Origin of the sequence: Intestinimonas timonensis (assembly GCF_900626145.1) — a bacterium.
GTDB classification, from domain to species: domain Bacteria; phylum Bacillota; class Clostridia; order Oscillospirales; family Oscillospiraceae; genus Intestinimonas; species Intestinimonas aquisgranensis.
On sequence record NZ_LR130817.1, the window covers coordinates 1,742,294 to 1,767,736 of the forward strand.

At 50.6% G+C, this 25,443-nt stretch carries 27 protein-coding genes; 16 read left to right on the forward strand and 11 right to left on the reverse strand.

Annotated elements, in window-relative coordinates; translation table 11 throughout:
- Positions 1-216: 216 nt before the first annotated feature.
- Positions 217-1,191, forward strand: a complete 975-nt coding sequence (locus E0E29_RS15390; protein ID WP_130850587.1) for a tyrosine-type recombinase/integrase — start codon at positions 217-219, stop codon at positions 1,189-1,191.
- Between the two features lie 28 nt (positions 1,192-1,219).
- Here the strand turns inward: E0E29_RS15390 and E0E29_RS15395 are convergent, their stop codons facing one another.
- The 11 genes from E0E29_RS15395 to E0E29_RS15450 form a co-directional block, all read right to left on the reverse strand.
- Entirely contained in the window at positions 1,220-2,788 is a 1,569-nt protein-coding gene (locus tag E0E29_RS15395; RefSeq protein ID WP_130850588.1) for a recombinase family protein, read from the reverse strand.
- Complete coding sequence (locus E0E29_RS15400; RefSeq protein WP_130850589.1) at positions 2,773-4,431, reverse strand: recombinase family protein; 1,659 nt, start codon at positions 4,429-4,431, stop codon at positions 2,773-2,775. The genes E0E29_RS15395 and E0E29_RS15400 overlap by 16 nt, the downstream gene beginning before the upstream one ends.
- The gene (locus E0E29_RS15405) at positions 4,432-5,889 is read right to left on the reverse strand and encodes a recombinase family protein (RefSeq protein ID WP_479723855.1); all 1,458 of its coding nucleotides are present in this window, start codon (positions 5,887-5,889) and stop codon (positions 4,432-4,434) included.
- A gap of 26 nt (positions 5,890-5,915) precedes the next feature.
- A complete protein-coding gene (locus tag E0E29_RS15410; RefSeq protein ID WP_130850590.1) occupies positions 5,916-6,311 on the reverse strand; it encodes a recombinase family protein in 396 nt (131 codons plus the stop codon).
- On the reverse strand, positions 6,308-7,915 hold the full coding sequence (locus tag E0E29_RS15415; RefSeq protein WP_130850591.1) for a recombinase family protein: 1,608 nt from the start codon (positions 7,913-7,915) through the stop codon (positions 6,308-6,310). The genes E0E29_RS15410 and E0E29_RS15415 overlap by 4 nt, the downstream gene beginning before the upstream one ends.
- Positions 7,916-9,622: a recombinase family protein gene (locus tag E0E29_RS15420; RefSeq protein WP_130850592.1), complete on the reverse strand. Its 1,707-nt coding sequence runs from the start codon at positions 9,620-9,622 to the stop codon at positions 7,916-7,918. It abuts the gene before it with no gap.
- A 15-nt stretch (positions 9,623-9,637) separates the two neighbouring features.
- Entirely contained in the window at positions 9,638-11,272 is a 1,635-nt protein-coding gene (locus E0E29_RS15425) for a recombinase family protein (RefSeq protein ID WP_130850593.1), read from the reverse strand.
- A 212-nt stretch (positions 11,273-11,484) separates the two neighbouring features.
- Positions 11,485-11,727 (reverse strand): DUF6870 family protein, encoded by a 243-nt coding sequence (locus tag E0E29_RS15430; protein ID WP_008816138.1) that lies wholly within the window; start codon positions 11,725-11,727, stop codon positions 11,485-11,487.
- Between the two features lie 510 nt (positions 11,728-12,237).
- Positions 12,238-12,720, reverse strand: a complete 483-nt coding sequence (locus E0E29_RS15435) for a hypothetical protein (protein WP_008816140.1) — start codon at positions 12,718-12,720, stop codon at positions 12,238-12,240.
- A gap of 450 nt (positions 12,721-13,170) precedes the next feature.
- A complete protein-coding gene (locus tag E0E29_RS15445) occupies positions 13,171-13,899 on the reverse strand; it encodes an ImmA/IrrE family metallo-endopeptidase (RefSeq protein ID WP_008816141.1) in 729 nt (242 codons plus the stop codon).
- Positions 13,896-14,273 (reverse strand): hypothetical protein, encoded by a 378-nt coding sequence (locus E0E29_RS15450; protein WP_256173618.1) that lies wholly within the window; start codon positions 14,271-14,273, stop codon positions 13,896-13,898. The genes E0E29_RS15445 and E0E29_RS15450 overlap by 4 nt, the downstream gene beginning before the upstream one ends.
- Positions 14,274-14,425: 152 nt before the next feature.
- Here E0E29_RS15450 and E0E29_RS15455 point away from each other — a divergent pair, with 152 nt between their 5' ends.
- The 15 genes from E0E29_RS15455 to E0E29_RS15525 all read left to right on the forward strand — a co-directional run bounded on the left by E0E29_RS15455 (position 14,426) and on the right by E0E29_RS15525 (position 25,217).
- A complete protein-coding gene (locus E0E29_RS15455; RefSeq protein ID WP_005934745.1) occupies positions 14,426-14,854 on the forward strand; it encodes a helix-turn-helix domain-containing protein in 429 nt (142 codons plus the stop codon).
- Positions 14,855-14,994: 140 nt separating this feature from the next.
- The gene (locus tag E0E29_RS15460) at positions 14,995-15,459 is read left to right on the forward strand and encodes an ImmA/IrrE family metallo-endopeptidase (protein WP_223385148.1); all 465 of its coding nucleotides are present in this window, start codon (positions 14,995-14,997) and stop codon (positions 15,457-15,459) included.
- 24 nt (positions 15,460-15,483) lie between these two features.
- Positions 15,484-16,308, forward strand: coding sequence for a hypothetical protein (locus E0E29_RS15465; RefSeq protein ID WP_130850594.1), 825 nt, complete (start codon positions 15,484-15,486; stop codon positions 16,306-16,308).
- A gap of 33 nt (positions 16,309-16,341) precedes the next feature.
- Positions 16,342-16,647: a carboxylate--amine ligase gene (locus E0E29_RS15470; RefSeq protein ID WP_130850595.1), complete on the forward strand. Its 306-nt coding sequence runs from the start codon at positions 16,342-16,344 to the stop codon at positions 16,645-16,647.
- Entirely contained in the window at positions 16,647-17,333 is a 687-nt protein-coding gene (locus tag E0E29_RS15475; RefSeq protein ID WP_050005986.1) for an AlkZ-related protein, read from the forward strand. The genes E0E29_RS15470 and E0E29_RS15475 overlap by 1 nt, the downstream gene beginning before the upstream one ends.
- A 4-nt stretch (positions 17,334-17,337) precedes the next feature.
- On the forward strand, positions 17,338-18,069 hold the full coding sequence (locus E0E29_RS15480) for a hypothetical protein (RefSeq protein WP_071699572.1): 732 nt from the start codon (positions 17,338-17,340) through the stop codon (positions 18,067-18,069).
- On the forward strand, positions 18,062-18,541 hold the full coding sequence (locus tag E0E29_RS15485; protein WP_120136751.1) for a flavodoxin: 480 nt from the start codon (positions 18,062-18,064) through the stop codon (positions 18,539-18,541). Before E0E29_RS15480 ends, E0E29_RS15485 begins: the two co-directional genes overlap by 8 nt.
- Positions 18,542-18,575: 34 nt before the next feature.
- The gene (locus E0E29_RS15490) at positions 18,576-18,995 is read left to right on the forward strand and encodes a nuclear transport factor 2 family protein (protein ID WP_130850596.1); all 420 of its coding nucleotides are present in this window, start codon (positions 18,576-18,578) and stop codon (positions 18,993-18,995) included.
- Between the two features lie 44 nt (positions 18,996-19,039).
- Positions 19,040-19,249: a hypothetical protein gene (locus E0E29_RS15495; RefSeq protein ID WP_006573505.1), complete on the forward strand. Its 210-nt coding sequence runs from the start codon at positions 19,040-19,042 to the stop codon at positions 19,247-19,249.
- Positions 19,250-19,268: 19 nt separating this feature from the next.
- Positions 19,269-20,312, forward strand: a complete 1,044-nt coding sequence (locus E0E29_RS15500; protein ID WP_130850597.1) for an O-acetyl-ADP-ribose deacetylase — start codon at positions 19,269-19,271, stop codon at positions 20,310-20,312.
- A gap of 5 nt (positions 20,313-20,317) precedes the next feature.
- Complete coding sequence (locus E0E29_RS15505; RefSeq protein WP_008396796.1) at positions 20,318-21,850, forward strand: hypothetical protein; 1,533 nt, start codon at positions 20,318-20,320, stop codon at positions 21,848-21,850.
- 22 nt (positions 21,851-21,872) lie between these two features.
- Positions 21,873-23,381: a Y-family DNA polymerase gene (locus tag E0E29_RS15510; protein WP_130850598.1), complete on the forward strand. Its 1,509-nt coding sequence runs from the start codon at positions 21,873-21,875 to the stop codon at positions 23,379-23,381.
- Complete coding sequence (locus E0E29_RS15515; protein ID WP_130850599.1) at positions 23,378-23,800, forward strand: YolD-like family protein; 423 nt, start codon at positions 23,378-23,380, stop codon at positions 23,798-23,800. Before E0E29_RS15510 ends, E0E29_RS15515 begins: the two co-directional genes overlap by 4 nt.
- A gap of 101 nt (positions 23,801-23,901) precedes the next feature.
- Positions 23,902-24,558 (forward strand): vWA domain-containing protein, encoded by a 657-nt coding sequence (locus E0E29_RS15520; protein WP_071699567.1) that lies wholly within the window; start codon positions 23,902-23,904, stop codon positions 24,556-24,558.
- Positions 24,558-25,217, forward strand: a complete 660-nt coding sequence (locus E0E29_RS15525) for an SIMPL domain-containing protein (protein ID WP_130850600.1) — start codon at positions 24,558-24,560, stop codon at positions 25,215-25,217. The genes E0E29_RS15520 and E0E29_RS15525 overlap by 1 nt, the downstream gene beginning before the upstream one ends.
- The last annotated feature ends 226 nt before the right edge of the window (positions 25,218-25,443 follow it).

Consider the following 25,443-nt stretch of genomic DNA (forward strand, 5'->3'; position numbering starts at 1 on the left):
CCCCACTCTTGCAGCCAGGTAGGGGCTCTCCTCTTTGGGACGCAGATGAGCAGAAGACGAGGCGTCATTCTCTTATCTGGTGGTTGGATTACTCCTTCCACATCTTCATTATATACTCCAAATTAGCAAATTGTAAACGGGCAATACTAACCAAAAATTAGCAAGTGGAATTATGTGGAAATAAACTGACATACTCAGATTACTGGAGGGCATGTGATGGCGAAGAAGTTGACCAACCCCACTCCGGTGCGGCTTCCCTCCGGCTCCTGGCGCTGCCAGGTGATGGTAGCTGGGAAGCGGATCTCTGTGGTGGACGATGACCCCGCCGTGGCCCACGCCAAGGCTCTGGCCCTCAAGGCTGGGCTCATACAGAAGGAGAAGCCCGTCACATCCATGACGGTGGGCGACGCCGTGGACCGCTATATCGAAAGCAAGGACAGTGTGCTCTCTCCGTCCACGGTGGCCGGCTACAAGCGGGTCCGCAAAAACGACATGGAGGATATCGCAGACACCAGACTCCCGCTGCTCACCCAGGAGGCCGTACAGCGCTGGGTAAATGGGCTTTCGAAGAAGAAGTCCCCCAAAAGCGTGCGCAACGCCCACGGCCTGCTCAGCGCCGCCCTGGCGGTCTATCTGCCGGACATGGCCCTACGTACCACTATGCCGCAGAAACGGCGCTATGAGGCCGCTGTCCCGTCCGGCGAGGATGTGGCCGCCATCATGGAGGCCGCCCGGGGCACCAGGGACGAGCTGCCCATCCTGCTGGCCGTCTGGATGGGCCTCCGCATGTCGGAGATCCTGGGGCTGAAATGGTCCGACGTGGACGGCGACGTCCTCCACATCCGCCGGGCCCTAGTGGATGAGGGGGAGAAAACCACCAAGACGTATAGCTCCCAGCGGGATCTCCCGCTGCCGAAGTATATCAAGGACCTGATGAAGCCTACGGAGGACGAGCACATCGTCCCCACAACCCGCCGGGCGCTCTATTGCCGCTTCCAGACCATCTGCAAGCGGGCGGGCGTCCAGCATTACCGCTTCCACGATCTGCGGCACCCGTATGTCAAGCCCACGACAAAAAAATTTCTATCTTTTTTCAAATTTGAAATGGCGATTTCTCTTAGGGCTTTCCTGTGCTTCGCTCTTTTGCTCGACATCAAGGAAGGCCCTCAATTTGTGCCTTTCATCCGGTAAAACACATGCAAACACTTGGCTGCCAATTCTACAGTAAAACGCCGCTTTCATTGTCTGTTCCTCCGTTTCCTGGGATGTTAAAGACATCCTGCATCTTATAGACTATCTCGATCCGGTTTCCAGGGAATACATACACCTTGTCAATTAAGGCATCAATCAGCGATTGTGTCAGACTGTCGGCCCCGGAAACTTCTTTTATGATTTCCCGCCGCTTGACTTTGGCCTCATAGTCCGCCTGGGCCTGTTTGGTCTGTGCCGCTGCCATTGTGCAGACATTCTTCACCCGGACCAGCTCCGCGTCATATCTGGCTTTCTGCTCTTTGTAAGTGCCCAGGTCGATCTCACCGAGGGCAAACTGCTCATAAAGCTGCCGTTTGGCATCCTGCAAAATCTGCACTTTCTTCTCATATTCTGATTGCTGGACCATTTGCAAATCAAGGCTGTCTTTGCCGTCTCCATCAACCCCCAGCACTGTATCTACCTGTGCCCGGATGATCTGAAATACAGCCGTTTCCAATTCCTCCGCCTTGACCGACATACCATGACAGGCAAAATCTGTGTTTACCTGGGAGTGCCGGCAATAGAACTTTGGATATTGTGTAGTCCGTGACAGTGCATGGTCGCAGCAGCCGCAGAACACTTTCCCGCGCAGAGGGTAATCATGCCGTTTTTTGTTTGGGATAGAAAAGCGGCGTATACCGGCTTTGGCCTGCTCGAATAACTCTTTGCTAACAATCGCCGGGTGATGATCCGGTATCTTGTACCATTCGCTTTCATCTTTCAGCCTTATGCGATGCCCGCCGATCTCGGTAACAGCCCGCTTGCCTATGACATAGGTGCCGATATAGCGTTCATCCTCCAGCATACGCAGGACAGTTGAACTGCTCCATGTTCCATGTGTCCGCGATACATCATAAAAGCTCTGTCCCTTGCTCTTGCGGTATTCCCCAGGTGTAGGGATATTCCGCCGGAACAACTTCCGGGTAATCTCCGCCGCTGTGGTTCCCTCGGCAGCCCACCGAAAGATCAGACGGACAATTTCAGCCACATTCTCGTCAATCTCCATACGTCCATCCGCGCTTTTCCGATACCCATAGGGACAAATCTTACTCTGGTACTCGCCGCGCTGCATTTTTGCGTATTTTGCGGTTTTCGTCTTGACCGACATATCCCGGCTGTAGCACTCACTAATAAGATACTTAAAGGCCACATCAATGCCCCCAGTATCTCCCTTGAAATTGATGGTGTCAAAATCATCACTGACAGAGATAAACCGCGTATGGTACAGGGGAAATACCCGCTCAATGAAATATCCGGTCTCAATGCTGTTACGGCCAAAGCGGGAAAGGTCTTTCACCATGATACAGTCGATCTTTCCGGCCTGAACCATTTCCAAAAGCTCCTGAACGGCAGGACGCTCAAAATTAGCGCCGCTGTGCCCGTTGTCTACAAACTCCAAAACCTCGGCCCGGTCCCATTCCGCCAGCGACATGGCGTGCTCCCGCAGGATCGCCCGCTGGTTGGGAATACTCATGCTTTCGGTTTTCGTGTCCTCCAAAGAAAGACGGATATAAAATGCGATCACAAATTTCTGCATTGTTCCACCGCCTTTCCATATTCCTCAAATTCACTCTTGAAGCGGAAGCTCACACGGATTTCCTTGTCATGGGTAATCTCGATCCTCTCAATCAGCCTGTCAATCAGGGCAGCGGTCAGGGTATGGTCTTTTTCCAGGACTTTTGCATCCTGTTCCAGCTCCTTATATTTGGCAAGCTGGGCGTCCATGACGGCAAGCCCGTTTTCCAAAGTGCTGATCTCGTCGGAGAGTTTGGCAATGACTGCTTCATAATCCTTTTTCATGGTGAAGTATTCTTCGCTGGTAAGCACTTTCTGCACGAAGTTCTCATAAAGGCCACGGACAAAACGGCGGTTCCTATCAATTTCCTGCTTCTTTGCGGAAATGCCCGCTTTCAGATCATCACGCTCTTTCTTCCGTTTTACCTCTGCCTCTAAGACAAAGGAATAATTACCTAAAGCAACCGTCAATTCCTGCTGCAATATGGCAATGACAGCGGAAAGCAAGTCCTTTTCTGTGAGAGACACGCCCAGGCATCCGCCTCTTTCCGTGCGGCTGTTAGTAAGGCAATGGAAGCGGTAAACATCCGACCCTTTCTTCCGCTTATTGCGCTGCCGGTGAAGGCTGCCGCCACAGTGGGCGCAAAACACCTTCCCCTTAAAGATGTTCGGGGTATAAGGGTCAACCTCATGTGCCTTGCTTTCTTCGCACACCTGCCTGCGGTATGCCTTTACTTCCTCAAAAACTTCATGGCTGATAATGGCCTCATGGGTATTGGTGGCGATAATCAGGTTGTCCTCGTCTGCCTGTACCTGCTGGTGGTCCACAATTTTTGTCTTTCCCTGCACCAGATCACCGGTATAAACTTCACTGTCCAGTATCTTTGCAACCGTGCGGGTCTGCCATTTGCCGGAGCCGATCAGGTTTTCATGGGTGATCTCGCCCGTGGCACGTTTCCGGTGGCTGGGCGTCTGTATGCCCTGTTCGTTCAGCCTGCGGGCAATATCATTCAGCCCTACATGCTCATAAGCCCACTGGAAAATCTGAAATACAACCTCGGCGGCCTCCGGGTCAATGAGCAGTTTATGGCAGTTCTCAGGGTCTTTCCGGTAGCCGTAAGGGGCCCGTGCGCCAATGTACTCACCGTCTTTCATGGCCTGCCTTGCCTGGGCTTTGATCTTGCGTCCAATGTCCAGTGCATAGGCTTCATTTATCATGTTTTTCAGGGGCAGCATAATACCGCCGTGAAGGTTGCTGGCATCCGCTGTGTCAAACTGGTCTGTAAGGGCAATAAAGCGTATCTGATGCGCCCGGAAATACTGCTCAATATAGTAGCCGGTATCAATGGAATTGCGCCCCAGCCGGGACAAATCCTTTACGATCACACAGTCGATCAGCCCGGCCTCAATATCAGAAAGCATCTGCTGGAAACCCGGACGGTGGAAATTGGTGCCTGTAGCGCCGTTGTCCACATAGGTGTTGTAAACAACAAATTCCGGCCTTCCTGCCAGAAAGTTTTCCAGCACCAGCTTTTGGTTCCCAATGGAATGTCCGCGCTTTTTGTTGTCCTCCACGGACAGCCGGATATAAAGGGCGGTGCGGATATAGATGGAAGTATCGCACACCGGCGCCGCCGTTTGGTTTTTTCTGCTCTTTCTTGCCATTTATCCCACCATCCTTTCCTTGAACTGCACAACGGTCTCCGCCGCCTGCTTTGCGAGTTTTAATGCTTTTTGGTATTCATCCTGATAGTTGAATTCAATATGTAGGTCATTCTTCCCCAAAACCGTAATGCTGCGTATAAGCTGTGCCACCACCCGGCGATCCAAATCCTCCAGAGTGGAGAACTTCATAAAATGGGCCATCCAGCGGTTGCGCTCGCTCCGGTTTTCCAGCACGTCAGTCAGCTTTTCGTTCAGCTCGGCAATGGCCTGTTTCAGCAGGTCAATATCCGCATTGTACTTGCGCTTATAAGAAAGAAATTCCTCTTTCGTCAAAATGCCGCTGACAAGGTTCTCATAGAGCTTTGTCTTGAAGCCCTCAATCTTTGCCATGCGTTTTTCATTGGCGGCGATCTGCCCGGCATATTCCTGGGCCAGCTCCCGGTTGATCCGTTCCTGGCTGATACCTGAAAGAAGGGCATCCAGGGAGGCCACATTATCAATATGGCCTTTCAGACTGTCCCGGACACACTCAATCAAATCTTCCTCTTTGAGCATGACGGAACCATTGCAGCCGCCTTTCTTTCCTGTCGGGCAGTAGTAATAGTGATACTCCCTGCCTTTGTAGTGGTTGGTTTTCCGGGTCATGCGGCAGCCGCAGCACCCACAGATCAGAATACCGGAAAACAGGTACACCTTATTTTCCTTTGGGGAAGTCCGGGTATCGATCCGCTTGATTCTCTGTACCAGGTCGAAGTCGTGCCGCTCCACAATCGCTTCATGGGCATCCTCCACCCGAATCCATTCATCTTCCGGCTTGTTTTCCCGCTCCTTTAATTTGAAGTGGGGTGTGGTCTGCCGGCCCTGCACCAGCGTACCCGTGTAGGTTTCGTCCTGCAAAATGCGGATGATAGTCGTTGCCGACCAGCGGCAGTCCTTTTTATCTGTATATCCGCCCTTTGCATGGGGCATCCCCTGGCTCCTTTTATATGCCAGCGGGGAGAGAATACCCAGCCGGTTCAGCTCACTTGCAATATGTGCCGCACTGAACCCCTCCAGGCGTTTCCTGAAAATATCCCGTACCACGCCAGCGGCATACTCGTCAACCTCCAGGCGCTTGTGCTTGTCACCGGTCTTGATGTAGCCATAAACAGCGAAAGCTCCGACAAAATCACCGCTGCGCCGCTTCACATCCAGGGCGCTCCGGGTCTTAATGGAAATATCCCGGCTGTACGCCTCATTCATTATGTTTTTTACGGAAACGGTCAGATCATCGCCTGTGTCATTCAGGGTGTCCACATTATCGTTGATCGCAATAAAGCGTACCCCATAGGCGGGGAATACCCGGCGCATATAGCGCCCTGTTTCAATGTACTCACGTCCCAGCCGGGACAGGTCTTCTTGTGTCAAGTAGGGACTAAAAAAATTTTGAGAATTTACAAGCCGTTCATAGGTGGACAACCACCCATGAACGGCTTGAGTTTTCTCTATGCTCTTTTGCCGTTCTTTGTGCGACGTTTCTTATACGCCGCTTCAAACGCCTCCATCATCGGAGTGACCGGAAGCTCGTTGTCAGGCTTGGACAGATACTCGAACCGGATGCCGTTCTCCCGGAACTTTCGCTCAAACCTCATGAAAGAGGAAGTGTCCCGGCTGATTCGCGAGGTGTCGCGGGTGAGGATCGTACCGATGTCCTGACGCTTTGCTTCGTTCAGCAGGAAGTTCATGATACCTTCCGTATGGACGCCGGAGATGCCGTTTGCCGCCACAGCAGCAGCCACCTCATAGCCTTTGTCCTTCGCATAGCGTTCCAGCTCTTCCCGCTGGTCTGCTGCCGCAAGCTGATCCGCACAGGCAACGCGGATATAAAGAAATACTTTCATTTGGCTTCTCCTTCTGATGTAGTGAGGAAGTCCTTGAACTTCCAGACGATTTCTATGTTGTCAAGATCGTAAATGTAGACCGCAGAAATGAATGTGTGGGTCAGCTCATGGGTCAGAGCTTTGCAGTCGGCGTACTGTTCGCAGACCGCATCCAGCTTTTCATCTGAACAGGCGGTCTCGGAGTCAAGCTCTTTCATCCGTTCGTGACTGCGCTGGATTACTCCATCGTTTTCAGCAATCTTCACATCCGCTGTCGCCTTCTGCTGAATGTACGCCTCCTTCGTGATGCTTCCGGCTGCATACTTCTCGTAGAGCCTCAGCTTGGACGCCTTGTGCTGCTCGTTCTGCTTTTGCAGAGTGCGGATTTTATCAGCACATTCCTTGATGGCAGATTTCCGCAGATCACCGACTTCGCGGTTCTGTATTGCTTCCTTCTGTGCCAAAGCAAGAAACTGAGTAAGGGCATGGAAGACAACCTTCTCAATATCCATTTCCGGAAAGCTCCTGCCAACCGGACAGTCTGTGTTTCCGTTGTTGACCGAGTGAATGCACTGGAAGTATCGAATGCCAGCCTTGTTCTTTCGGCGTGTCATAGCACGTTTACAGTTACCGCAGCGGACGAGTCCCTTGAGCGGATAGTCATGCTGCTTGCGCGTGGGATTCCGACCTCCGCCTCGAATGACCTTCTGAGCAAGCTCAAAGTCTTCCTTGCTGATAATAGCTTCATGCGTACCTTCTACGATAATCGGCTCATTGACAACACGCCTTTTTGAGCCGACACCGCAGGACTTCATTTTGCGGCTGACCAGTGTTCCGGTGTAAACAAGGTTTTTGAGGATGTTGTAGACCATCACGGTTTCCCAACTGATTTTCTCGCTCATGTTACTGAACTTCTTCTTGTCGGGATGCTTGCCCTTGAAGTATTGCCCCGGCGTCGGGATGCCGTCATCATTCAGGCTGCGGGCAATCTGAGAGGTGTTGCTGCCTTCCAGCGCCTCGCGGAAAATACGACGGATCACATCAGCCGCCTCCGGGTCTACGGCAAGTTTGTTCCGAATGGTTGGATGCAGGACGTAGCCGTATGGAGCGTAGCCACCGACATACTTGCCTTGCTTCATCATCTGGATTTTTGCCGATGTGGTCTTTACGGAGAGGTCTTTGCTGTATGCCGCATAGATGATGCTGCGCATAACCACTTCCAGACCGCCCGTTGTGCCTTTGTAATCGTCGCTGTCATAGCCATCATTGATAGAGATAAAGCGGACGCCCATGAATGGGAAAGTGCATTCCAGATAGTTTCCCGTTTCAATGTAGTCACGAGAAAAGCGGGAAAAGTCTTTGACGCAGATCAGATCGATTTCGCCGCGCTTGACCTTCTCCATCATCTGCGTGAATTGAGGACGGTGAAAGTTCGTGCCGGTATAACCGTCATCCGCAAACTCAGACCGCTGACAGCGAGACAGCTCCGGATGATTGTCAAGAAAGCGATTGATGAGCATACGTTGGTTGCCGATGCTGTCACTTTCCGCCTTGCTGCCATAGCCAGTATCTTCATCAGCCATTGAGAGGCGGATGTAGATGCCGATGTTGTATTCCTTGCTCATTTACATCGCCTCCTGTACTTCCTTGATACTCTGAACGGTCAGAGCGTAAATATCGCCGTATTTCATGACCAGCTCGATTGAGCCGTCCTCATGGACTTTCACAAGCTCTACGGACTCGTCAACCAACTCCTGAGAGAGCATCGTTGCACCGCTGACGGATTTCATCAGCGTGAGCCACTTGTTGTCCTCGGACATTGCCTCGGCAAACTTTACCTTCCGCTGAACCGCTTCATCCAACCGCCGTGAAAGATCGACATACTGCTCATCGTAGGCTTTCTTGGCAAAGGCGTATTCCTCTTCATCGAGAACGCCTTCCGTGAAGTCCTCGTAGAGCCGGGTGCGTTTCTTGGAGATGCCGCTGAGTTTCAGATTCAGGCTTGTGATGAGCGCATTCTGTTGATCGCGGATGCTGCGTTCGCCTTCGCTGTTTCTCAGTTTGGCAAGCAGCTTGTCGTAATTGAGAGCCGCCTTGACTTGAAGCTGGATCGCCGCAAGCACATCTGCTTCGAGTTTGTCCTGCCGCGTATAGTGCGGCGTACAGAGATTGCCGCGCTTGACGGATGAGCTGCACTCATAGAAGGCGTACCATGCGCCGTCCTTACGCTTGTCAACTCGCTTGCGATGGAAATAGAGCTTCCTGCCGCAGTCTGCGCAGACGATTTTGTCTTCAAAGAGATTGATCAGTGTAGCACGGATTTCTTCCGTGCGTTCCATCTTTTCAACTCTCGTCCTTGCAGCGGCGTCCCGCATCTCACGAACCTTCTGAAAGTCCTCACGAGAGATAATCGCCTCGTGAGTATTGGGAAAAACAATCCATTCCTCGCGGTCGATATGTTGATTCTTGACGCCCTTGTAGATGGCGTTCAGCGTCCGTCCGAGAACGGTATCTCCGACGTAATGGGGATTATCCAGAATGGTAGTCAGTGAAGACTTGTTCCAAATCTTCTTTGCCGTAGCATTGCCTGTGCGGACGCCGACCTGATACTTCTGAAACTCCGGATTGGGCGCGTTCATTGCATCAAGCCGGTCTGCAATCGCAGGAAGGGACAGTCCTTCAATTTTCCATTGGAAAATCTTCCGGACAATCGGTGCGGTTTCTTCATCGAAAACCATATTGCTGTGTTCTTCATCCCAGCGATAACCATACGGGAGATTGCGCTTCTTGAACTCTCCACTTTCCATCTGTGCTTTGAGCGCAGTAGAAACCTTGCGGGAGATGTCCTTCGAGTAAAGGGTGTTGATCATGTTTTGCAGAGGGATGATGAGGCTTTCGCCGGAGCCGTCCGTATCAAAGTTGTCGTAGTTCTCTTTGATGGCGATAAACCGAAGCCCGATCTGCGGAAAGACCCGTTCCAGATAGGTTCCAGCCTCGATGTAGTCACGCCCGAACCGGCTGAGATCACGAACTACAAGGCACTTGATCTTGCCGGTGCGGATGTCGTTCATCAGCCGGTTGAACTCCGGTCTATCAAAAACCGTTCCTGTTCGTCCGTTGTCCACATAGGTATCTATCAGATTCAGGTAGGGACGCTCTGCAATGTAGGACTTGCAAATCTCAATCTGATTTGCGATGACATCCACCTTTTCGGACTTGCCGCTGTTTTCAACGGAAAGACGGGCATAGATGGCTGTTGAGAAGACCTCGGAAGAAACAGACTCGATAACCGGCTCTTCAACTGCAATTTGCTTTCTGCTTTTTCTTGCCATTTGCTCATCCCCCCTTTATACGGCAATATCCAGTTCATCGGCATAGCCGAGAACGTATTCAATCGTCTGCTGGTATTCATCCCTATATTTGAAGACGATTTCGATTGCATGGTTTTCGTGAATCAGAATGCGGTCAACAAGGGACATCAGCACACGGCGGTTCAGTTCTTCGACGTTTTCATACTGCTTGAAAAGCGTTACCCAGTTCCGTTCAGTCGTGCCGGTTGTCACCGTCTGCTTCATTTCTTTTTTGACCCGCAGAAGTGCCTCCTGTTTGTCCTCAATGATTTTGGTGTAGCTGCTGCGGAACTCGAAGTATTCCGATTTATCAATGACGCCGCCGATGAAGTTCTCGTAAAGCCCCAGCTTGAGCTTTTGGTACCGTTCAATCTCTTCCTCGATTTTGGCGATCTGAGCTTCGTAATTGAAAGCCTTACGGCTCTGAGACGGAAGCCGTTCTATCATCGCAAGCGCGTGTTCCAGATTGATGACAAGCTCGATCTGGTCATGAATAGCACGGAAGACCTTCTCTTCAACCTCTTTTGCGGCGATGCTGTGCGGGCTGCACGTCCGGCTGTGCTTATTGGTAGAACAGACGTAGTAGATATACTTTTTCGCCTTCGACGGGACGGTCTTGCGGATCATTGGCTGCTGACAGTCTCCGCAGAACAGGAAGCCGGAAAACAGATGCGCTTCGTCCTGATCGGGCGAACAGCGCATATCCCGCTGCATCATGACCTTGACTGCCATGAAGTCCTCGTAGGACACAAGAGCTTCATGCGCATTTTCTACCTTGACCCACTCGGATTCATCCTTGCTTTTCACAACGCGGACTTTGTAGTTGGGAGTGCCGCGCTTGCCTTGCGCCAGAACGCCGATATAAACCTCGTTGGTGAGAATACGCTGGACGGCTTTGTATGTCCATTTTGCGGTATCGCTGGTTTTGAAGACGGTATCAAACTTCACACCGGCGGAATGCTTGTATTCCATTGGGGACAGGACGCCCATCTGGTTCAGACGCTTTGCAATACGTCCGATGGAGAAGCCGTCCTTGTACATGGAAAAGATCATCTGCACATATTCGCTGACCGCTTCATCCACGATGAGCTGGTTTTTGTTCTCCGGCGATTTCATGTAGCCGTAAGGCGCGAACGAGCCGACGAACTCACCGCTCTTCTGCTTGACTTCCAGACTGCTTCGGATTTTCATGGAGATGTCCTTGCAGTAAGAATCGTTAATCAGGTTTTTGAACGGGATAACAAAGGAGTCGGACTGCGGATCACCGGTCAGACTGTCATACGCATCATTGATTGCGATGAAGCGAATGCCGAGCTGCGGGAAAATCTTTTCAATGTAGCGTCCGCCGTCGATGTAGTTTCTTGAGAAGCGGCTGAGATCCTTGACCACGATGCAGTCAAGCGCACCCTTGCGGATTGCCTCTTCCAGCTTTTTGAACTGAGGACGATTGAAGGAAACGCCGCTGTAACCGTCATCCACAAACGGCTCACAGACAAGCTCTAAATCATCGTGCCTTGCAATGTAGTCCTCGCAGATGGCTCTCTGGCTGGCGATGGAGTTGCTTTCTACTTTGTCTCCATCCTCACGGGACAGGCGGCAGTAGATCGCCGTGCGGTAAACCTTGTCTGGCATAAAAATAACCTCCGTTTTTCTGTTTGGTGTGGTACATCAAATCAGAAAGACGAAGGCTTGCTTCAACTCTTATGAGAGGAACACGAAAACGCCACATGACCATCTAGGCAAGCAGCTTAATCCGTATTCTTCTTTTTTGACCGATTTCATTATACCACAGGCTCAATCGCTTGTCCATAGAACCGGGTGAAAAGATTCAGACTGTTCATAAATCAGAGACCTCTCAGATAGTGTTCCAGACAATCTTCCATTGTCGTGTCCGTCGCGGCGAAGCTGATCTTCACCACAGTTTTCCCGTCCAGATAACAATAGGGATTTCTGATCTGCTTGATGAACTCCCTCAGCCTGTCCTCTCGCGGTGCCGCAGGATCAAGCCGGATGCTGCTTCTCTGAACGAGTGTGCTTCGGTCAACCGTTTTCGGACTGACGCTTTTCATTGTTTCAATGCCCATCATATTCTAAGCACCTCCTGTTTCGTGAAATATTCAGGACAAAAGGATATGGCAGAGCATCTTGTGAAGATACCCTGCCACATAGTTTTCATCCTGAAACTATATAGTAAGTTTCTTTTGGGTTTGTTTCATTGTCCGGCATATTTGCAGCTCGCGCCCCTGCCAGAAGAACTTTGCAGTTCCGGGAATGCTGCGGACTACCAATGGTCAATCGGTATCATGGGACTCTCACCCCTCCGAGGATCGCTCCGAGCCGCCCATTCAAAGAAAAGGCGGAAGTATCATTATACCCGGCATCTGCATCGTCGCAAGCAGCCGCACCACACGACTGTTATAGCTCTCCGGAGGTCGCTCACTCCCTTTCGGGAGGTCTTGGCGTCGGAAGCTGTGTTGCTTCGCAGAAGCGGAAAGATCCGCAGCACTGAACTATTCAGTTTTCAAGGAGCAGTGAAGTGGTCTGATTGACCCTTTCACTTTACAACGGACATCTTTTTGCCGTTTGTTGAGTACCGCTCAAAAAATTCTTTGAAATTTTTTCTGCACCGCTGCTTTGAGGTCAAATGCAGCTCTGATGCCGATGCCTTTCCTTCGGGCAAACTCTCGAAGAGTCAGTCCTTCACGGGTCATCGCAAGATACAATTCGCGCTGCTTCCCGGTCAGAATGGAAAGAAGCTCCTTCTCTTTGAGAGCGGTGATCAGTTCCTCCATGCAGTCGCGGGAGTCTGCCAGCCATGCAGCGGACTTCACATCGTCCTCCGGCATAGCGTCAAGGGACAGCACGGTATCAGAAATTTTCTCTGCGCCGTCCTCATCCTCAGAGGTGTTGTCAGAGCCATACGAGCGTCTGATCCGCTTTTCCTCTGCGCGAAGGATTCTCATAACCTTGCGGTCAACCTCGGAAACTTCGCCGGTTCGTTTCACGCGCACCATGCACTTGCCGTCCTCCGTAGTCCAGAGGTCGTAATCGAACGCGATAGGGGTCTTAGGGATTTTCATTGTTCATCCTTTCCGCTGCGCGGGAGCAGCGGGAAGGGTGAAGACAGAAAAAGAGCCGCATGACGGTGAGGTTTGAATCCCATGCCGATAAAACAGAGTAATTAAACTCTGTCTCATGCGGCATTAGGATGACTTCACCTATCAGGCGGCTCCACAGCTCAGCTATGACATATATTTTATTTTAGAACAGAGGCTTGTCCTCCGGTTCTTACTTGGTACGCGGTCGCAGTCTTCTCATATTCAGCACATCAAAGACTGTGATCCTCCCGCATTTCTTGCACTTGGATTCTACATGACCCCTCGTGTCCTCGTAGACAGCAATGGCATTATGCTGACAATAGGGACATTTCAGGTATCGGGGCTTCTGCTGGGAAATGGCAACTCTTGCCCTGCGGATTTTTTCGATCAGCTCCGGCGTCGGTTCCTGAACCCGAATGGATGCTCTCTTCATTACCACACCTCCAATGGGTCAACATACTCACTGAATGGACGATCTACCATGTAGCCGAGCTGACGAAGGCGGATAGACGCCGTTGTCTTGGAGACACCGAACAACCGGCAGAAAAGGCGCAGCGTTAAGTGATCACCATACGAATACCTCCCCTCGTAATTGATCAGCGGCGTTTCTGCAAACCGACGCATTGCCAGGTCAACCTCTTTTTGAGGAAGCAGGATCGCCGCGCCCAAGACATTTGCTTGCCACTCGTTCCAGTCCTCGCGGGTTTTCAGCTCTCGCGGCGTATAGGCTGTCCGTGCGGAATATTTCATTTCGCAGGACGCCTTTACCTCTTCCGATTCCAGTTGGAAGAGAATCTGATGGGCGCACTCGTGGGCAAGGGTAAATCTGCGCTTGGCGCAGAGCCGCTGCACGTTGCCGGATCGAATGAAGCTCTCGTCCAAGATGACCTGATTACGCTTCAAAGCCAGTGTGCGCGTAATACCAAGTTCCGTGATCTTGTACTCAGTGTCGGCATAGGCAGTGACACCGCAGATGCTTCCGTCCGGCGAGAGACGGGCGAATGATACGCGAAGACCGAGATAGTTCTTTGCAAACTGATCAATGGGTGTTGGCAAAGCTGATCGGTCGGGCTTGTCCGCCTCATCCCCGAAAAAGAACCGGTTGAAGTCCTTCGTTGTTGAGGCTGCAATTTCTTCAAGTTGGCGCTGGGATAAAATCATGAGCAGTTGTCCTCCTTTGCTTCGACGAACCACTTGTCTCCTTCGTGGAAAAGAAATGACTCCTTTCCGCGAATCTGAACTGTGTAACGGATGCCTCCGCCCCCAACCTTTTTGGATGTGGCGCGGCATTTGTATAGAATCTGGTCGATTTGAAAGATTACACCGTTGTCCCACCAGATAAGGCGAGGAAGGATTGCCCCCTCCTTGTCCACATCCAGTGTAACCGGGACGTATGCTTTTCTGTACTGTGTAGCCATTTCCGTTTTTCTCACTCCTGTTCCCTCATACCGGTGTATGCCGGTACGGATGATCTTCGGCAGCATAAATGCCTGTCCATTTGAACTGCTCAAAAGATGTAACTTTTTCGTGTACAACTACTCATGCCCCTTGACAGGATGAGCAATTCAGGATATACTATGAGTAGTTGGATTGCTCAGTCATTATTATACGCACTTCAAGTGCCTTTGTCAATAGACTTGCGCAATTTGATGTCGCAAACTTTTTGTGAACAGGAGTGATTACCAAAATGACGTTTGGAGAGAAATTCAAGGCTGAACGGGAGAAGCGGAAGCTGACCCAGCAGGAAGTAGCCGATGCACTGGGGATCAACAGGCGTATGATTACCCGGTACGAGAACGGCATTTCCTTTCCCCGTACCAAGGACGCTTACAGAAAAATCGCGGAATACTTCAAGGTGGATGTGAACTATCTGCTGACCGAGGACGAAGAGTTTGTGGTTCAGGCATCCGAGCAGTACGGCTCCCGTGGCATGAAACAGGCAAAGGACCTGATTGAAGGGATGTCCGGCTTGTTTGCGGGCGGTACGCTGTCTGAGCAGGACAAGGATGCGGTGATGAAGGCGTTGCAGGATATATATTGGGAATCCAAAGCCCGAAATGTTGAGAAATACACGCCGAAGAAATACAAGAAGACCGGTACGGACGCAGAGGAATAACTGTCTGCGTCTCGGTTTCTTGACGGATTTACTTTGACTGTTTTCAACATGAAAGGGGTGAAGGTCCCGTGATAATTCGCTCCGAGGAAATATACAAAAAGGCGAACAGCATTGTCAAAAGCTGTGGAACAAGAGATACCTTGAAGATTGCCCGTGAGCTGGGCATTCATCTCCATTTTCTTGACAATCTGAACGATCTGCTCGGAATGTACACCTACCGCCATAAAGAGCGGCATATTCTTCTGAACTCCAACATGGAGTATCTGATCATGCAAATGGTTTGCGGTCACGAGATCGGGCATGATACCTTTCACCGTGATCTTGCCAAAGGAAACGAACCGCTCCCGGAGTTCGTGCTGTTCGATATGCGCACAAAACACGAATATGAGGCGAATGCGTTTGCCTCACACCTGATCATTGACGATGATGAGCTGATTGACCTGATGAAGCAGGACTACGATGTGGTGCAGCTCTCGGCTGCAATGGGAACAAACATCAACCTGATGCTGATCAAGCTCAACGAACTGAACCGCATGGGCTGGCAGCTCAACTTGCCTTATGTACCGCACTCTGACTTCCTGAAAAATGTCAGACCGGAGGGGTGAATGAGGATGAAGGATAGTAATTAGATGCACAACGACGACTATAAAGAAGCCCTTTTCTATGCCGCTTCCATCTTTAACGAACGCTTGGGGGCAGAGTTCAGTGAGGACAACCTTGTACTGCGCTGCTTTCAGACGGAAAACCAGCAGGAAGTCTTTGAGCAGTTCTGCAAGCAGTATTTTCCTGACCGGCTGGAAGACCGATATACAGAGGACGGCTATTTTGACTTTCACGCTTCCGCTTTCGTTGGCAAAGAAGACGGCGTGGACGGGATCCTGCTGCGGACAGACATAGCGCGTCATCCGGCAGAGTTGAAGCACATTCTTCTGCATGAGCTGGCGCATATCTTCTGCACCCGCAACGAGATTGACGGAGATAATTTCTTTGAGCGATACTGCATGGACGATACCATCAGCCGCGAAGAGGACGGAACCATTAACGCCGGTTATGCGGTCTGGCGGGAACTGATTGCGGAGCTGATTGCATTTGAGCTGGATGACAACTGCGATGTAGTTCCGCTTCGACGCAAGAAAGACCTACTCAGCTATTACGAAGGAGAACTCCTGACCGGCAACGGAAAAATGGGCGCCAGCATGATTCTCTGTGAGGCAATGACCAGTGCTGAGGGCGAAGCGTCTATGACATGGGACGCTGCCAAAAGCAAGTTTACGCGGTTCAAGCCCTTTGATGATCCACTGTACAGGGACTTGCTGGAACTGGTTTTTACACACGTTAGAGAATACTTTATCGTGATCGACCGCGACTTTATCTATGAAATTGGAGTGTTATATCTGACCATTGCCGCGCAAGCGATGATTGCGTCCCTAAAGAACAGATTTCAGGAAGAATAGACAGACCGATAGAGAGAAAGGACGGGCAATGATATGAAATACAAGCTGTTTCGCTCCCCCGGTAATCTGGACAAGGCAATCCGGAAGCACGAGCTGGTTGCCGTGGAGACCGGCAAGAACATTGATGATGTGGCAGACGCGCTTATCCGTGCCGTTCGGGATGATCTTGCGGAAATGCCGGAGTATGCGCACTGCGAAACCGCTGCGTATGCACCGGAGCCGGTTCAGGAGCATCGCCGCGTAAGACGCTATCAGTATGAGATGATGGGTGTTGTTTACCCGCAGTATGCGGAGAAGAATATCCTGATTGATTATGGCGTGATTGAAGAGGCGGAGTAATGTCAAAGAGATATGCCAGACAACTACATAGTGCAGATGGTTTGATTGCCGCCGTCGAACAATACGGCTTTCTGCCCTTCTTTCGGAACGAGATTCACGGCTTCTCCATCGAGGAACTTTGCCCACCTGAGTTATGGTTTGCGGATGATGTAGATGGTCCGTGGGAATGGAAAGGACCGGCTGCGCGGAGCGGCAAATGTCTTTACGGCAAACTTTTCAACAAGAAGGCTGGATTTGTGAGTCGGGAGTGGATTCCGGACTTTGCGAACTTCCGGCGTGACGGCTATGACTTTGACGCCCGTTGGGATGACGGCTTGGCGTCCTACAAGGACAAGGAGCTTTATGAAGCCATAGCCGGTGAAGGCAGGATGCTTTCCAAACGGCTGAAAGAGGCTCTGAACTACCGCAAGGGCGGCAACACCGGTTTTGAGACGTGCATCACGCGGCTGCAAATGCAGAGCTATGTCTGCATCGCGGATTTCGTCTATATGCAGGACAGATACGGAAGACCTTATGGCTGGGGTGTCGCAGAGTATGCGACGCCGGAAGAACTTTTCGGGTACGACCTTATCACATCTGCCTATCAGCGAGACCCGCAGGAATCCAAAGAACGCATTCTAAAACATCTGCAATCACGTCTGCCTAACGCGACCGAAATGCAGCTTGAGAAAATCATAAAGGGGTAACGCAATGGACGATATTATCTTTGAGAAGGATTACCGGGAAACCGAGTCTGCCGAATACGATAAATGGTGCGATGAGGTGTTTGACCGCGCAGTTAATTGTGGTATGCTGAAAGCGTACTCCGAAGCAATGGACAAGATACCAAAGATCATTGTACCGGAGGACAAGAAGAACTACGAGTATCTTCTGGAACGCTGTGATGCGTTTGTCAAGCAACACCGCGGGTATATCAAGGGAATCGTGGACTATCATCGTTGGCACGCGGAAATCAATATGTTTCTTCCGTTTGCGGAGTTCGATGACTCAGAAGACCTTGCATTTTTGAAAGAAATTGCAGAAAAATCGCAAACCGTCTGCTTCTCCCCGGACGAAGAAGGTGGCATTCGCGTTCATATTTTTATCAACTACTTTGAAGAATTGATGTCAGCCGAACACAAGTCATACATCGAATACGATGCTATTATGCAGGACAAGAAACTATCTGAGTTACTTGGCATACCGGAGCTTTCTGACGAGGAAAAAGAACTCGCCCTGAAAATGAAGGGCATACTTGACCGCATTGATGATGAAACAAGGATTGACCGTACCACGGCTTTTCGAGCCGTGCTTGATAAGATGACAAAAGAGCCGGAAGAAAACTGGTCGCTTCATTATATGGCAACATTGCTGGAAGCTCTGCTATACTTCATGCTGAATGAAGGAAATGAAAAGATTGATGAGGAAGAACACAATGAGTAAGAAACTTGTAGCGTATTTTTCTGCGTCCGGCGTGACCGCAAAGGTTGCCGAGACGCTGGCAGAGGCAATCGGCGCGGACATCTTTGAGATTGAGCCGAAAGTGCCTTATACGGAAGCCGATCTGAACTGGATGGACAAGAAAGCCCGCAGCACGATTGAGATGAACGATCCTGTTTCCCGTCCAGAGATTGCCATAAAGCGGGACAACATGAAGGACTACGACACAATTTTTGTGGGCTTCCCGATCTGGTGGTACGTTGCGCCGACGATTATCAATACGTTCCTTGAGAGCTATGATATGACCGGCAAGACGATCATCCCGTTTGCAACCTCCGGAGGAAGCGACATTGGCAAGACGAACGAACGCCTTGCGCCGAGCTGCAAAGGCGCAAAGCTGATGGACGGCAAGGTTTTCAAGGGCTGCGTCGGGCATCAGGAGCTTGCGGCGTGGGTTGAAGGACTTGGACTTTAAGGGGCAGACAAATCGGAAGTTGTGGAGGTGCTTTATGAACGAGAGAGAAAAAATTATCCGATTATGGTTTGATATGTGGATTAAGAAAGCAGATTTAGGAATTGACAATATTTTTACAGATGATGTTGTATATACTGAGAGTTGGAGTCCTAAATATGAAAACCGCAAAGCGGTAAAGCACTGGTTTGACGAATGGAATACACGCGGAAGTGTTCTTGTCTGGGAGATTAAGCAATTTTTTCATCAAGGCAATCAAACAATCGTGGAGTGGTATTTTAAAAACAAAATGAATAATGGAAATGTTGAAGAATTTGACGGAATATCTTTAATTGTATGGACACAGGATAACAAAATAAAATCATTAAAAGAGTTTGGTTGCAATCTTCATAATTACAATCCATATCGAGATAGTGATATTCCCGTATTTCGAGAAGAAAAAGCAAATTGGTTTTGAGAGGACTATAAATTCCAGTTTAACGAACAGGAGATGATGATCGCATGAAAATCCTACATGAACTTTCTTGGCTATGGGAAACGCTGGGCATTGCGCTTGTTGCTGCGGCTGTCTGCATGGCTTGCGCTGCGCTGATTGGCAAGGCAGCGAAGAAGAAGCTCGACAAAAAGGTGTTGGCGGTCGTAGGGGCAGCGGCATTTGTGGGCGCGATTCTGGCGGTCATTCTGATCGCCCGGACACCGATGCCGCTTTGATAGGACGGAGGATAGAATAATGCCGCTTCAAATTGTCAGAAATGACATCACAAAAATGAATGTGGACGCCATCGTCAACGCTGCCAACGAGTCGCTGCTGGGTGGCGGCGGTGTGGACGGCTGCATTCATCGTGCCGCAGGACCGGAGCTGCTGGTGGAATGTGAAACGCTCCACGGCTGCAAAACCGGGAGCGCAAAAATCACGAAGGGCTATAAGCTGCCCTGCAAATATGTCATTCATGCTGTCGGTCCGCGCTGGTATGACGGGCGGCATGGTGAGCGCGAACGGCTGATCTCATGCTATCGGACTTCGCTCATGCTGGCGAAAGAATACGGCTGCGAATCGGTTGCGTTCCCTCTGATTTCCTCCGGCATTTTCGGCTATCCGAAGGATCAGGCTCTCAAAGTGGCGATTGACACCATTAGCAGTTTCCTTCTCGAAAACGAAATGACGGTGTACATCGTCATTTTTGACCGCAAAACCTATCAGATCAGCGGCAAGCTGTTTGCCGATATTGCAGCGTACATAGATGACCGCTGTGTGGACGAGCATACTGATAATCGTTCCGAGCGTCTGCGCAGGATGAACGCCTTCCGGATGGAAGAACCCATGCCTTGCGAGGCATCCGTTTGTGAAGAGGCAATCGAACAGCTCATGCCTCCCGTCTCTGCGGCGGCTGCCCCCAAAAAGGCGGCAACCCTTGATGACGCGCTGGGACAGATCGACGAGAGTTTTTCCGAGATGCTTCTGCGAAAGATTGATGAGCGCGGCATGACGGACGCGCAGTGCTATAAGAAGGCGAATATTGACCGGAAGCTCTTCTCGAAGATCCGCTCGGACAAGTCTTATAAGCCCTCCAAGCCCACGGTCATTGCGTTTGCCATTGCCCTTGAGCTGCCGCTTGTTGAAATGAAGGATATGCTCATGAAGGCTGGCTTTGCGCTCTCCCACTCCAACAAGTTTGACGTCATCGTGGAGTATTTCGTGGAGCATGGGAACTATAATGTCTTTGAGATCAACGAGGCTCTGTTTGCCTTCGACCAAAGTTTAATAGGAGCATAAGGTCTATGGATAAAGTGTTTCAGAAATTTTTGCGAAGTGGTATTGACCTTTCGCCCGTAGGGGTGGAGCGTCGTGAAGATAACAACCCATACTTTTGCACGCCAAAAGGTGCATCTATTTTTGGCTGGGCGGGTGTGGACGGCATCCACTTCTGCTTTGTTCGAGACTTTGGCGGTATGGTATTTTCCGTCAGTCCCATGAACTCGGCTCCGGATTTTGTTCATCCGCTGGCAAACGATTTTGAAGACTTTCTGAGGTTGCTCCTTGCTTGCAGTGATTCGGCAGCGCTGGAACAGGCGTGGATGTGGGATAAAGCCCAGTTTGAAGCCTTTTTGCAGGACAACCCTCCAACGCAGGATCAGCAAAGAACGCTATCAGAGCTTGCTGAGAAAATGAAATTGACGCCTATGGAACAGCCGTGGGTATACATCAAAAAGCTGCAAGCATCTTTTGATTATAGTAAGATCAAGTACACCGAGGACTATTATGATGTTGATATGAACCCAGAAGCAGAACCGACCATGCCTGAGTGGAAGGTCTACTTTGAGGGAAACTTCTGGGGACATTCGGGAAAAGACCATGCCGGAACGGAAATCCGGTTGAATAAGCAATTTGACTGGGCGAGGCATCATTGGGTTATTCCTGCGGCGTATTCTTGCAGCAAGGGACTCGTCATGGACTTTTGTATGCGTACCCCGGAAGAAGACATTCGCAAGTTCATAACTAAATGGGATTTACACCCCGAAAACGACTCCTGCGAATACTTCACGCAGGAGCAGCAAATGCAGATAGATTTAGACAATCCACTTTGCCTTGACTTTATTCCTCGTTTGGAATTGAACGGGAAAACAATGCTGACCTCCCACGGCTGTTCCGTGGTCTTTAATCCATGTTTGCCAGACGGGGTGATCAATGAAGCGGAAGCAAAGTGGGCATTGGAACACTATGATTTGGATACATCCTATGGATGGATGATTTTTCGGGCAGCTTTTCCGTGGACAAGCAAACGCCGTCCTGAAATAAAAGCCCTCTCCCTTACAATGGAGCAGCAGTCGTGTCGTGTCCCGGGACCACATTTCAAGGCACACGCTCCCGGTGATTCGTTTTCTTTCCTCCATCCGGTCAGTGGAAAAAAATACACATTGACTGTACAGGAATTAGAGCAGCAGACAATTTCCGAAAAGCGTTACGGTTCTGACCGCTGGTTTTATCCTACGCATTTTACTGCTATGAGCTATACACTTTCTCCTGAACCTGACAGCGATGTTACGATCTGTGATTGCGCTGAGGGGGACAAGCCTTTGGAAATTGCGCCATGCTCTGACCGCTATGCACCAGAGGCACGAAACGATATTGCTTGTATCGGCATTATCGGCGGAGCGGACGGTCCAATCGCAATCGTGTGTGGAGACAGCTCAAAAGAAAAACTTCATGCAGTTTGTTCCTCTCTACACTTTGAGCCGGTGGAGGGTGATATTGAATGGCGTATCGTATTCAACATTAAAAGCTCCAATGAAATGTCATTAGGGCTGATCTAAGAAGAAAGCGGAGGCAAAGAAGGTGAAACAACACACTTACATCGCAATCGACCTGAAATCCTTCTACGCCTCCGTGGAGTGCCGGGAGCGCGGCTTAGATCCTCTGGACACAAATCTCGTCGTTGCGGATGAGAGCCGGACGGACAAGACCATCTGCCTTGCCGTCACGCCCTCCCTCAAAAGCTACGGCATTTCCGGACGCGGGCGGCTGTTTGAAGTCAAGCAGCGCGTGAAGGAAGCAAATGCCGGACGGCAGCACGACGCACCGGGACGCAGACTGGAAGGCTCGTCGCACTTCTTCTCAGAGCTGCAAGCAGATCCGTCTCTGGCGATTGACTTCATCATCGCGCCGCCTCGGATGGCTTACTACATGGAGTACAGCACCCGCATCTATCAGGTCTACCTCAAGTATATCGCGCCGGAGGACATCGTAGTCTACTCCATCGACGAGGTGTTCATGGACGTGACGGACTACCTGAATACTTACAAGCTCTCGGCACATGACCTCGCCATGAAGATCATCCTCGATGTGCTTGAAACAACCGGCATCACAGCAACCGCAGGAATTGGCACGAACCTCTTTCTCTGCAAAGTGGCAATGGACATTGTAGCGAAGCACATCCCCGCCGACAAAAACGGCGTCCGAATAGCCGAACTGGATGAAATGAAGTTCCGGCGTGAGCTTTGGGCGCACCAGCCTCTCACGGATTTCTGGCGCGTGGGTCGAGGTATTGCCAAGAAACTTGAGCAGAATGGGATGTTCACAATGGGCGATGTTGCCCTCTGTTCAGAGCGGAACGAGGACTTGCTTTACAAGCTGTTCGGCAAGAATGCGGAATTGCTCATCGACCATGCGTGGGGCTGGGAGCCTACGACCATTAAAGCAATCAAGGCGTACCGCCCCAGCTCCAACAGCCTCAGCTCTGGTCAGGTTTTGCACTGCCCCTATGAGTCGCAAAAGGCGAAGCTTGTTGTGCGGGAAATGACGGACTTGCTTGTGCTGGACTTGGTGGACAAGGGGCTTGTCACTGATCAGATGGTTCTCACAGTAGGCTACGACATCGAGAACCTTACCAATCCGGCACGACGGGCAAAGTATCACGGCGCGGTGGGGAAAGACCCCTACGGTCGGGAGATTCCCAAACAGGCGCACGGGTCTATCAACCTCGACGGTCACACATCCTCTACCCGCAAAATAATGTGTGCTGTGTCAGAGCTGTTTGACCGGATCGTGGACAAGAATCTGCTTGTCCGCCGTATGTATGTTGTGGCAAATCATGTCCTGCCGGAAGCGGACGCGCCGAAGAAAAATGACGGTGCTGTCCAGCTTGACCTTTTCACTGACTATGCTGCCGAAGAGGAAAAACAGAAAGCCGAGGACGCCGCCTTGGAACGTGAGCGGAAGATACAAGTCGCCACGCTTGCCATCAAGAAGAAGTATGGAAAGAACGCCATCCTCAAGGCAATGAATCTTGAAGAAGGTGCAACCGCGAAAGACCGCAATGCGCAGATTGGAGGGCATAAGGCGTGAACGGAAAATACGACGAGATCATGGGACTTCCTCACCACGTTTCCAAAACGCGACCACAAATGCCGATGTCAGATCGTGCAGCGCAGTTTGCGCCCTTTGCCGCCCTCACCGGCTATGATTCTGCAATCAAGGAAACCGGACGTCTGACCGACGAAAGGATTGAGCTTGATGAGGGAGCCTTGACCGCTTTGAACATGAGGTATCAGCTTCTCATGGATGCCCTTGATGAAGAGCCGGAGGTTGAAATAACCTACTTCAAACCTGATGAGCGCAAAGCTGGCGGTGAGTATGTAACTGCAACCGGCGCAGTCATAAAGGTTGATGACTTTGAGCGCCTGATTACCATGCAGGACGGCACGAAGATTCCGATGGATGACATCCTAAGCATTGACGGAGAGCTGTTCTTGTCCTTAGAATAATGTCGCTTGCCATGCGACCAAATGAAGTGAATACCGAAGTACAATATGACTGTAAGGTGAGACACCAAGCAGTCATATTTTTATATACGGAGGTACAAAACATGAGAAAGAACTTGACGGAGATCGTATTCATCCTTGATCGCAGCGGCTCTATGAGCGGACTGGAAACAGACACCATCGGAGGATTCAACTCCATGATTGAAAAGCAGAAAAAAGAGAATGGCGAGGCATTGATCTCTACCGTTCTCTTTGACAACGTGAGCGAGGTTATCCATGACCGTGTGCCGGTTCAGAAGGTGGAGCCGATGACCGACAGGGACTATTCCGTTCGCGGCTGCACCGCGCTTCTGGATGCTATCGGCGGAGCGATTCATCACATTGGGAATGTCCATAAGTACGCAAGAAAAGAGGATGTCCCTGAACACACACTGTTCGTCATCACAACGGATGGCATGGAGAATGCAAGCCGCCGTTATGACAGCGAGAAGGTCAAGAAGATGATTGAACGACAGAAGGAAAAGTACGGTTGGGAGTTTCTTTTCCTCGGTGCAAACATTGATGCAGTTGAGACGGCAAAGCATTTTGGAATTGGAGCAGATCGAGCGGTCAATTACCACTCTGACCGCGAGGGAACGCAACTCAACTATGAAGTTCTGAGCGAAGCGGTTTCCGCTGTCCGATGCAGCGTACCGCTGGGTACGAATTGGAAAAAACGTATTGATGAGGACTTCAATTCCAGAAAGGACGGGAGAAAGTAATGAGAACAATCACCGTAAAAGGGACAGGCAATGTCTCCGCAAGACCGGATTACATCATCCTATCCCTGAACATTGAAGTCTTATCTGAAACCTATGACCGCGCAATGTCGGAAGCTGCCGAGAGAATCGAAAGACTGCAAGGTGCCGCAGTCCGCGTTGGGTATCGCAAGGAAGACCTGAAAACCACGAGCTTTGATGTCCAGACAAGGTACGAGAATGTCAAGGATCGGCAAGGAAATTACAAGCGAGAGTTTGCCGGATATGCTTGCAGCTATCGCTTGAAACTTGCCTTTGACTTTGACAGCAAGCAGCTTGCAAAGGTCATTTCTGCGATTGCGGATTGTGGGGCGCAACCAGAACTCAGCATTGCGTTCACCGTGAAAAACCCGGCAAGAGTCAGCGAAGAGCTGCTGATCAATGCGACGGAGAACGCCAGGGCAAAGGCGGAGATTCTTTGCAAAGCATCAGGCAGTACGCTTGGGCAGTTGCTCAACATCGACTACAACTGGGGCGAACTCAATGTTTTTTCCAGAACAAGCTACGATGTTGAAGACTGCATTCAGCCTCTCATGGCGATGAGCAAGTGCGCCGCACCTGAGATTGAGCCGGTTGATATTGATGTGACAGACACAGTGATTTTCACATGGGAAATCCAATGATTTTTTGACTTTTTTGAAATCCGGTACTCAACAAACGCCCATTTTGTGTCCGTTGTAAAGTGAAGGGACATTTCACGGAGGAATCTTCGGGGAATACGATTTTGGGAGATTAGCAAGCAAATCCGGTGAGTACCCACCGGAGAAAAATCAGTTAAGGAGACCCTGCCCTTAACATCAGATTTTTGCTTGTTGGGATAGTCCCAAACCCTTCTAATCATTACGACGG

Coding starts and splice junctions, on each gene's coding strand:
- E0E29_RS15435 (WP_008816140.1), bottom strand. CDS start 12,720: ATGAAAATCCCTAAGACCCCTATCGCGTTCGATTACGACCTCTGGACT.
- E0E29_RS15455 (WP_005934745.1), top strand. CDS start 14,426: ATGACGTTTGGAGAGAAATTCAAGGCTGAACGGGAGAAGCGGAAGCTG.
- E0E29_RS15470 (WP_130850595.1), top strand. CDS start 16,342: ATGAAATACAAGCTGTTTCGCTCCCCCGGTAATCTGGACAAGGCAATC.
- E0E29_RS15495 (WP_006573505.1), top strand. CDS start 19,040: ATGAAAATCCTACATGAACTTTCTTGGCTATGGGAAACGCTGGGCATT.
- E0E29_RS15525 (WP_130850600.1), top strand. CDS start 24,558: ATGAGAACAATCACCGTAAAAGGGACAGGCAATGTCTCCGCAAGACCG.
- E0E29_RS15420 (WP_130850592.1), bottom strand. CDS start 9,622: ATGGCAAGAAAAAGCAGAAAGCAAATTGCAGTTGAAGAGCCGGTTATC.
- E0E29_RS15390 (WP_130850587.1), top strand. CDS start 217: ATGGCGAAGAAGTTGACCAACCCCACTCCGGTGCGGCTTCCCTCCGGC.
- E0E29_RS15410 (WP_130850590.1), bottom strand. CDS start 6,311: ATGAAAGTATTTCTTTATATCCGCGTTGCCTGTGCGGATCAGCTTGCG.
- E0E29_RS15465 (WP_130850594.1), top strand. CDS start 15,484: ATGCACAACGACGACTATAAAGAAGCCCTTTTCTATGCCGCTTCCATC.
- E0E29_RS15485 (WP_120136751.1), top strand. CDS start 18,062: ATGAGTAAGAAACTTGTAGCGTATTTTTCTGCGTCCGGCGTGACCGCA.
- E0E29_RS15445 (WP_008816141.1), bottom strand. CDS start 13,899: ATGATTTTATCCCAGCGCCAACTTGAAGAAATTGCAGCCTCAACAACG.
- E0E29_RS15500 (WP_130850597.1), top strand. CDS start 19,269: ATGCCGCTTCAAATTGTCAGAAATGACATCACAAAAATGAATGTGGAC.
- E0E29_RS15480 (WP_071699572.1), top strand. CDS start 17,338: ATGGACGATATTATCTTTGAGAAGGATTACCGGGAAACCGAGTCTGCC.
- E0E29_RS15430 (WP_008816138.1), bottom strand. CDS start 11,727: ATGATGGGCATTGAAACAATGAAAAGCGTCAGTCCGAAAACGGTTGAC.
- E0E29_RS15490 (WP_130850596.1), top strand. CDS start 18,576: ATGAACGAGAGAGAAAAAATTATCCGATTATGGTTTGATATGTGGATT.
- E0E29_RS15425 (WP_130850593.1), bottom strand. CDS start 11,272: ATGCCAGACAAGGTTTACCGCACGGCGATCTACTGCCGCCTGTCCCGT.
- E0E29_RS15520 (WP_071699567.1), top strand. CDS start 23,902: ATGAGAAAGAACTTGACGGAGATCGTATTCATCCTTGATCGCAGCGGC.
- E0E29_RS15475 (WP_050005986.1), top strand. CDS start 16,647: ATGTCAAAGAGATATGCCAGACAACTACATAGTGCAGATGGTTTGATT.
- E0E29_RS15400 (WP_130850589.1), bottom strand. CDS start 4,431: ATGGCAAGAAAGAGCAGAAAAAACCAAACGGCGGCGCCGGTGTGCGAT.
- E0E29_RS15415 (WP_130850591.1), bottom strand. CDS start 7,915: ATGAGCAAGGAATACAACATCGGCATCTACATCCGCCTCTCAATGGCT.
- E0E29_RS15395 (WP_130850588.1), bottom strand. CDS start 2,788: ATGCAGAAATTTGTGATCGCATTTTATATCCGTCTTTCTTTGGAGGAC.
- E0E29_RS15505 (WP_008396796.1), top strand. CDS start 20,318: ATGGATAAAGTGTTTCAGAAATTTTTGCGAAGTGGTATTGACCTTTCG.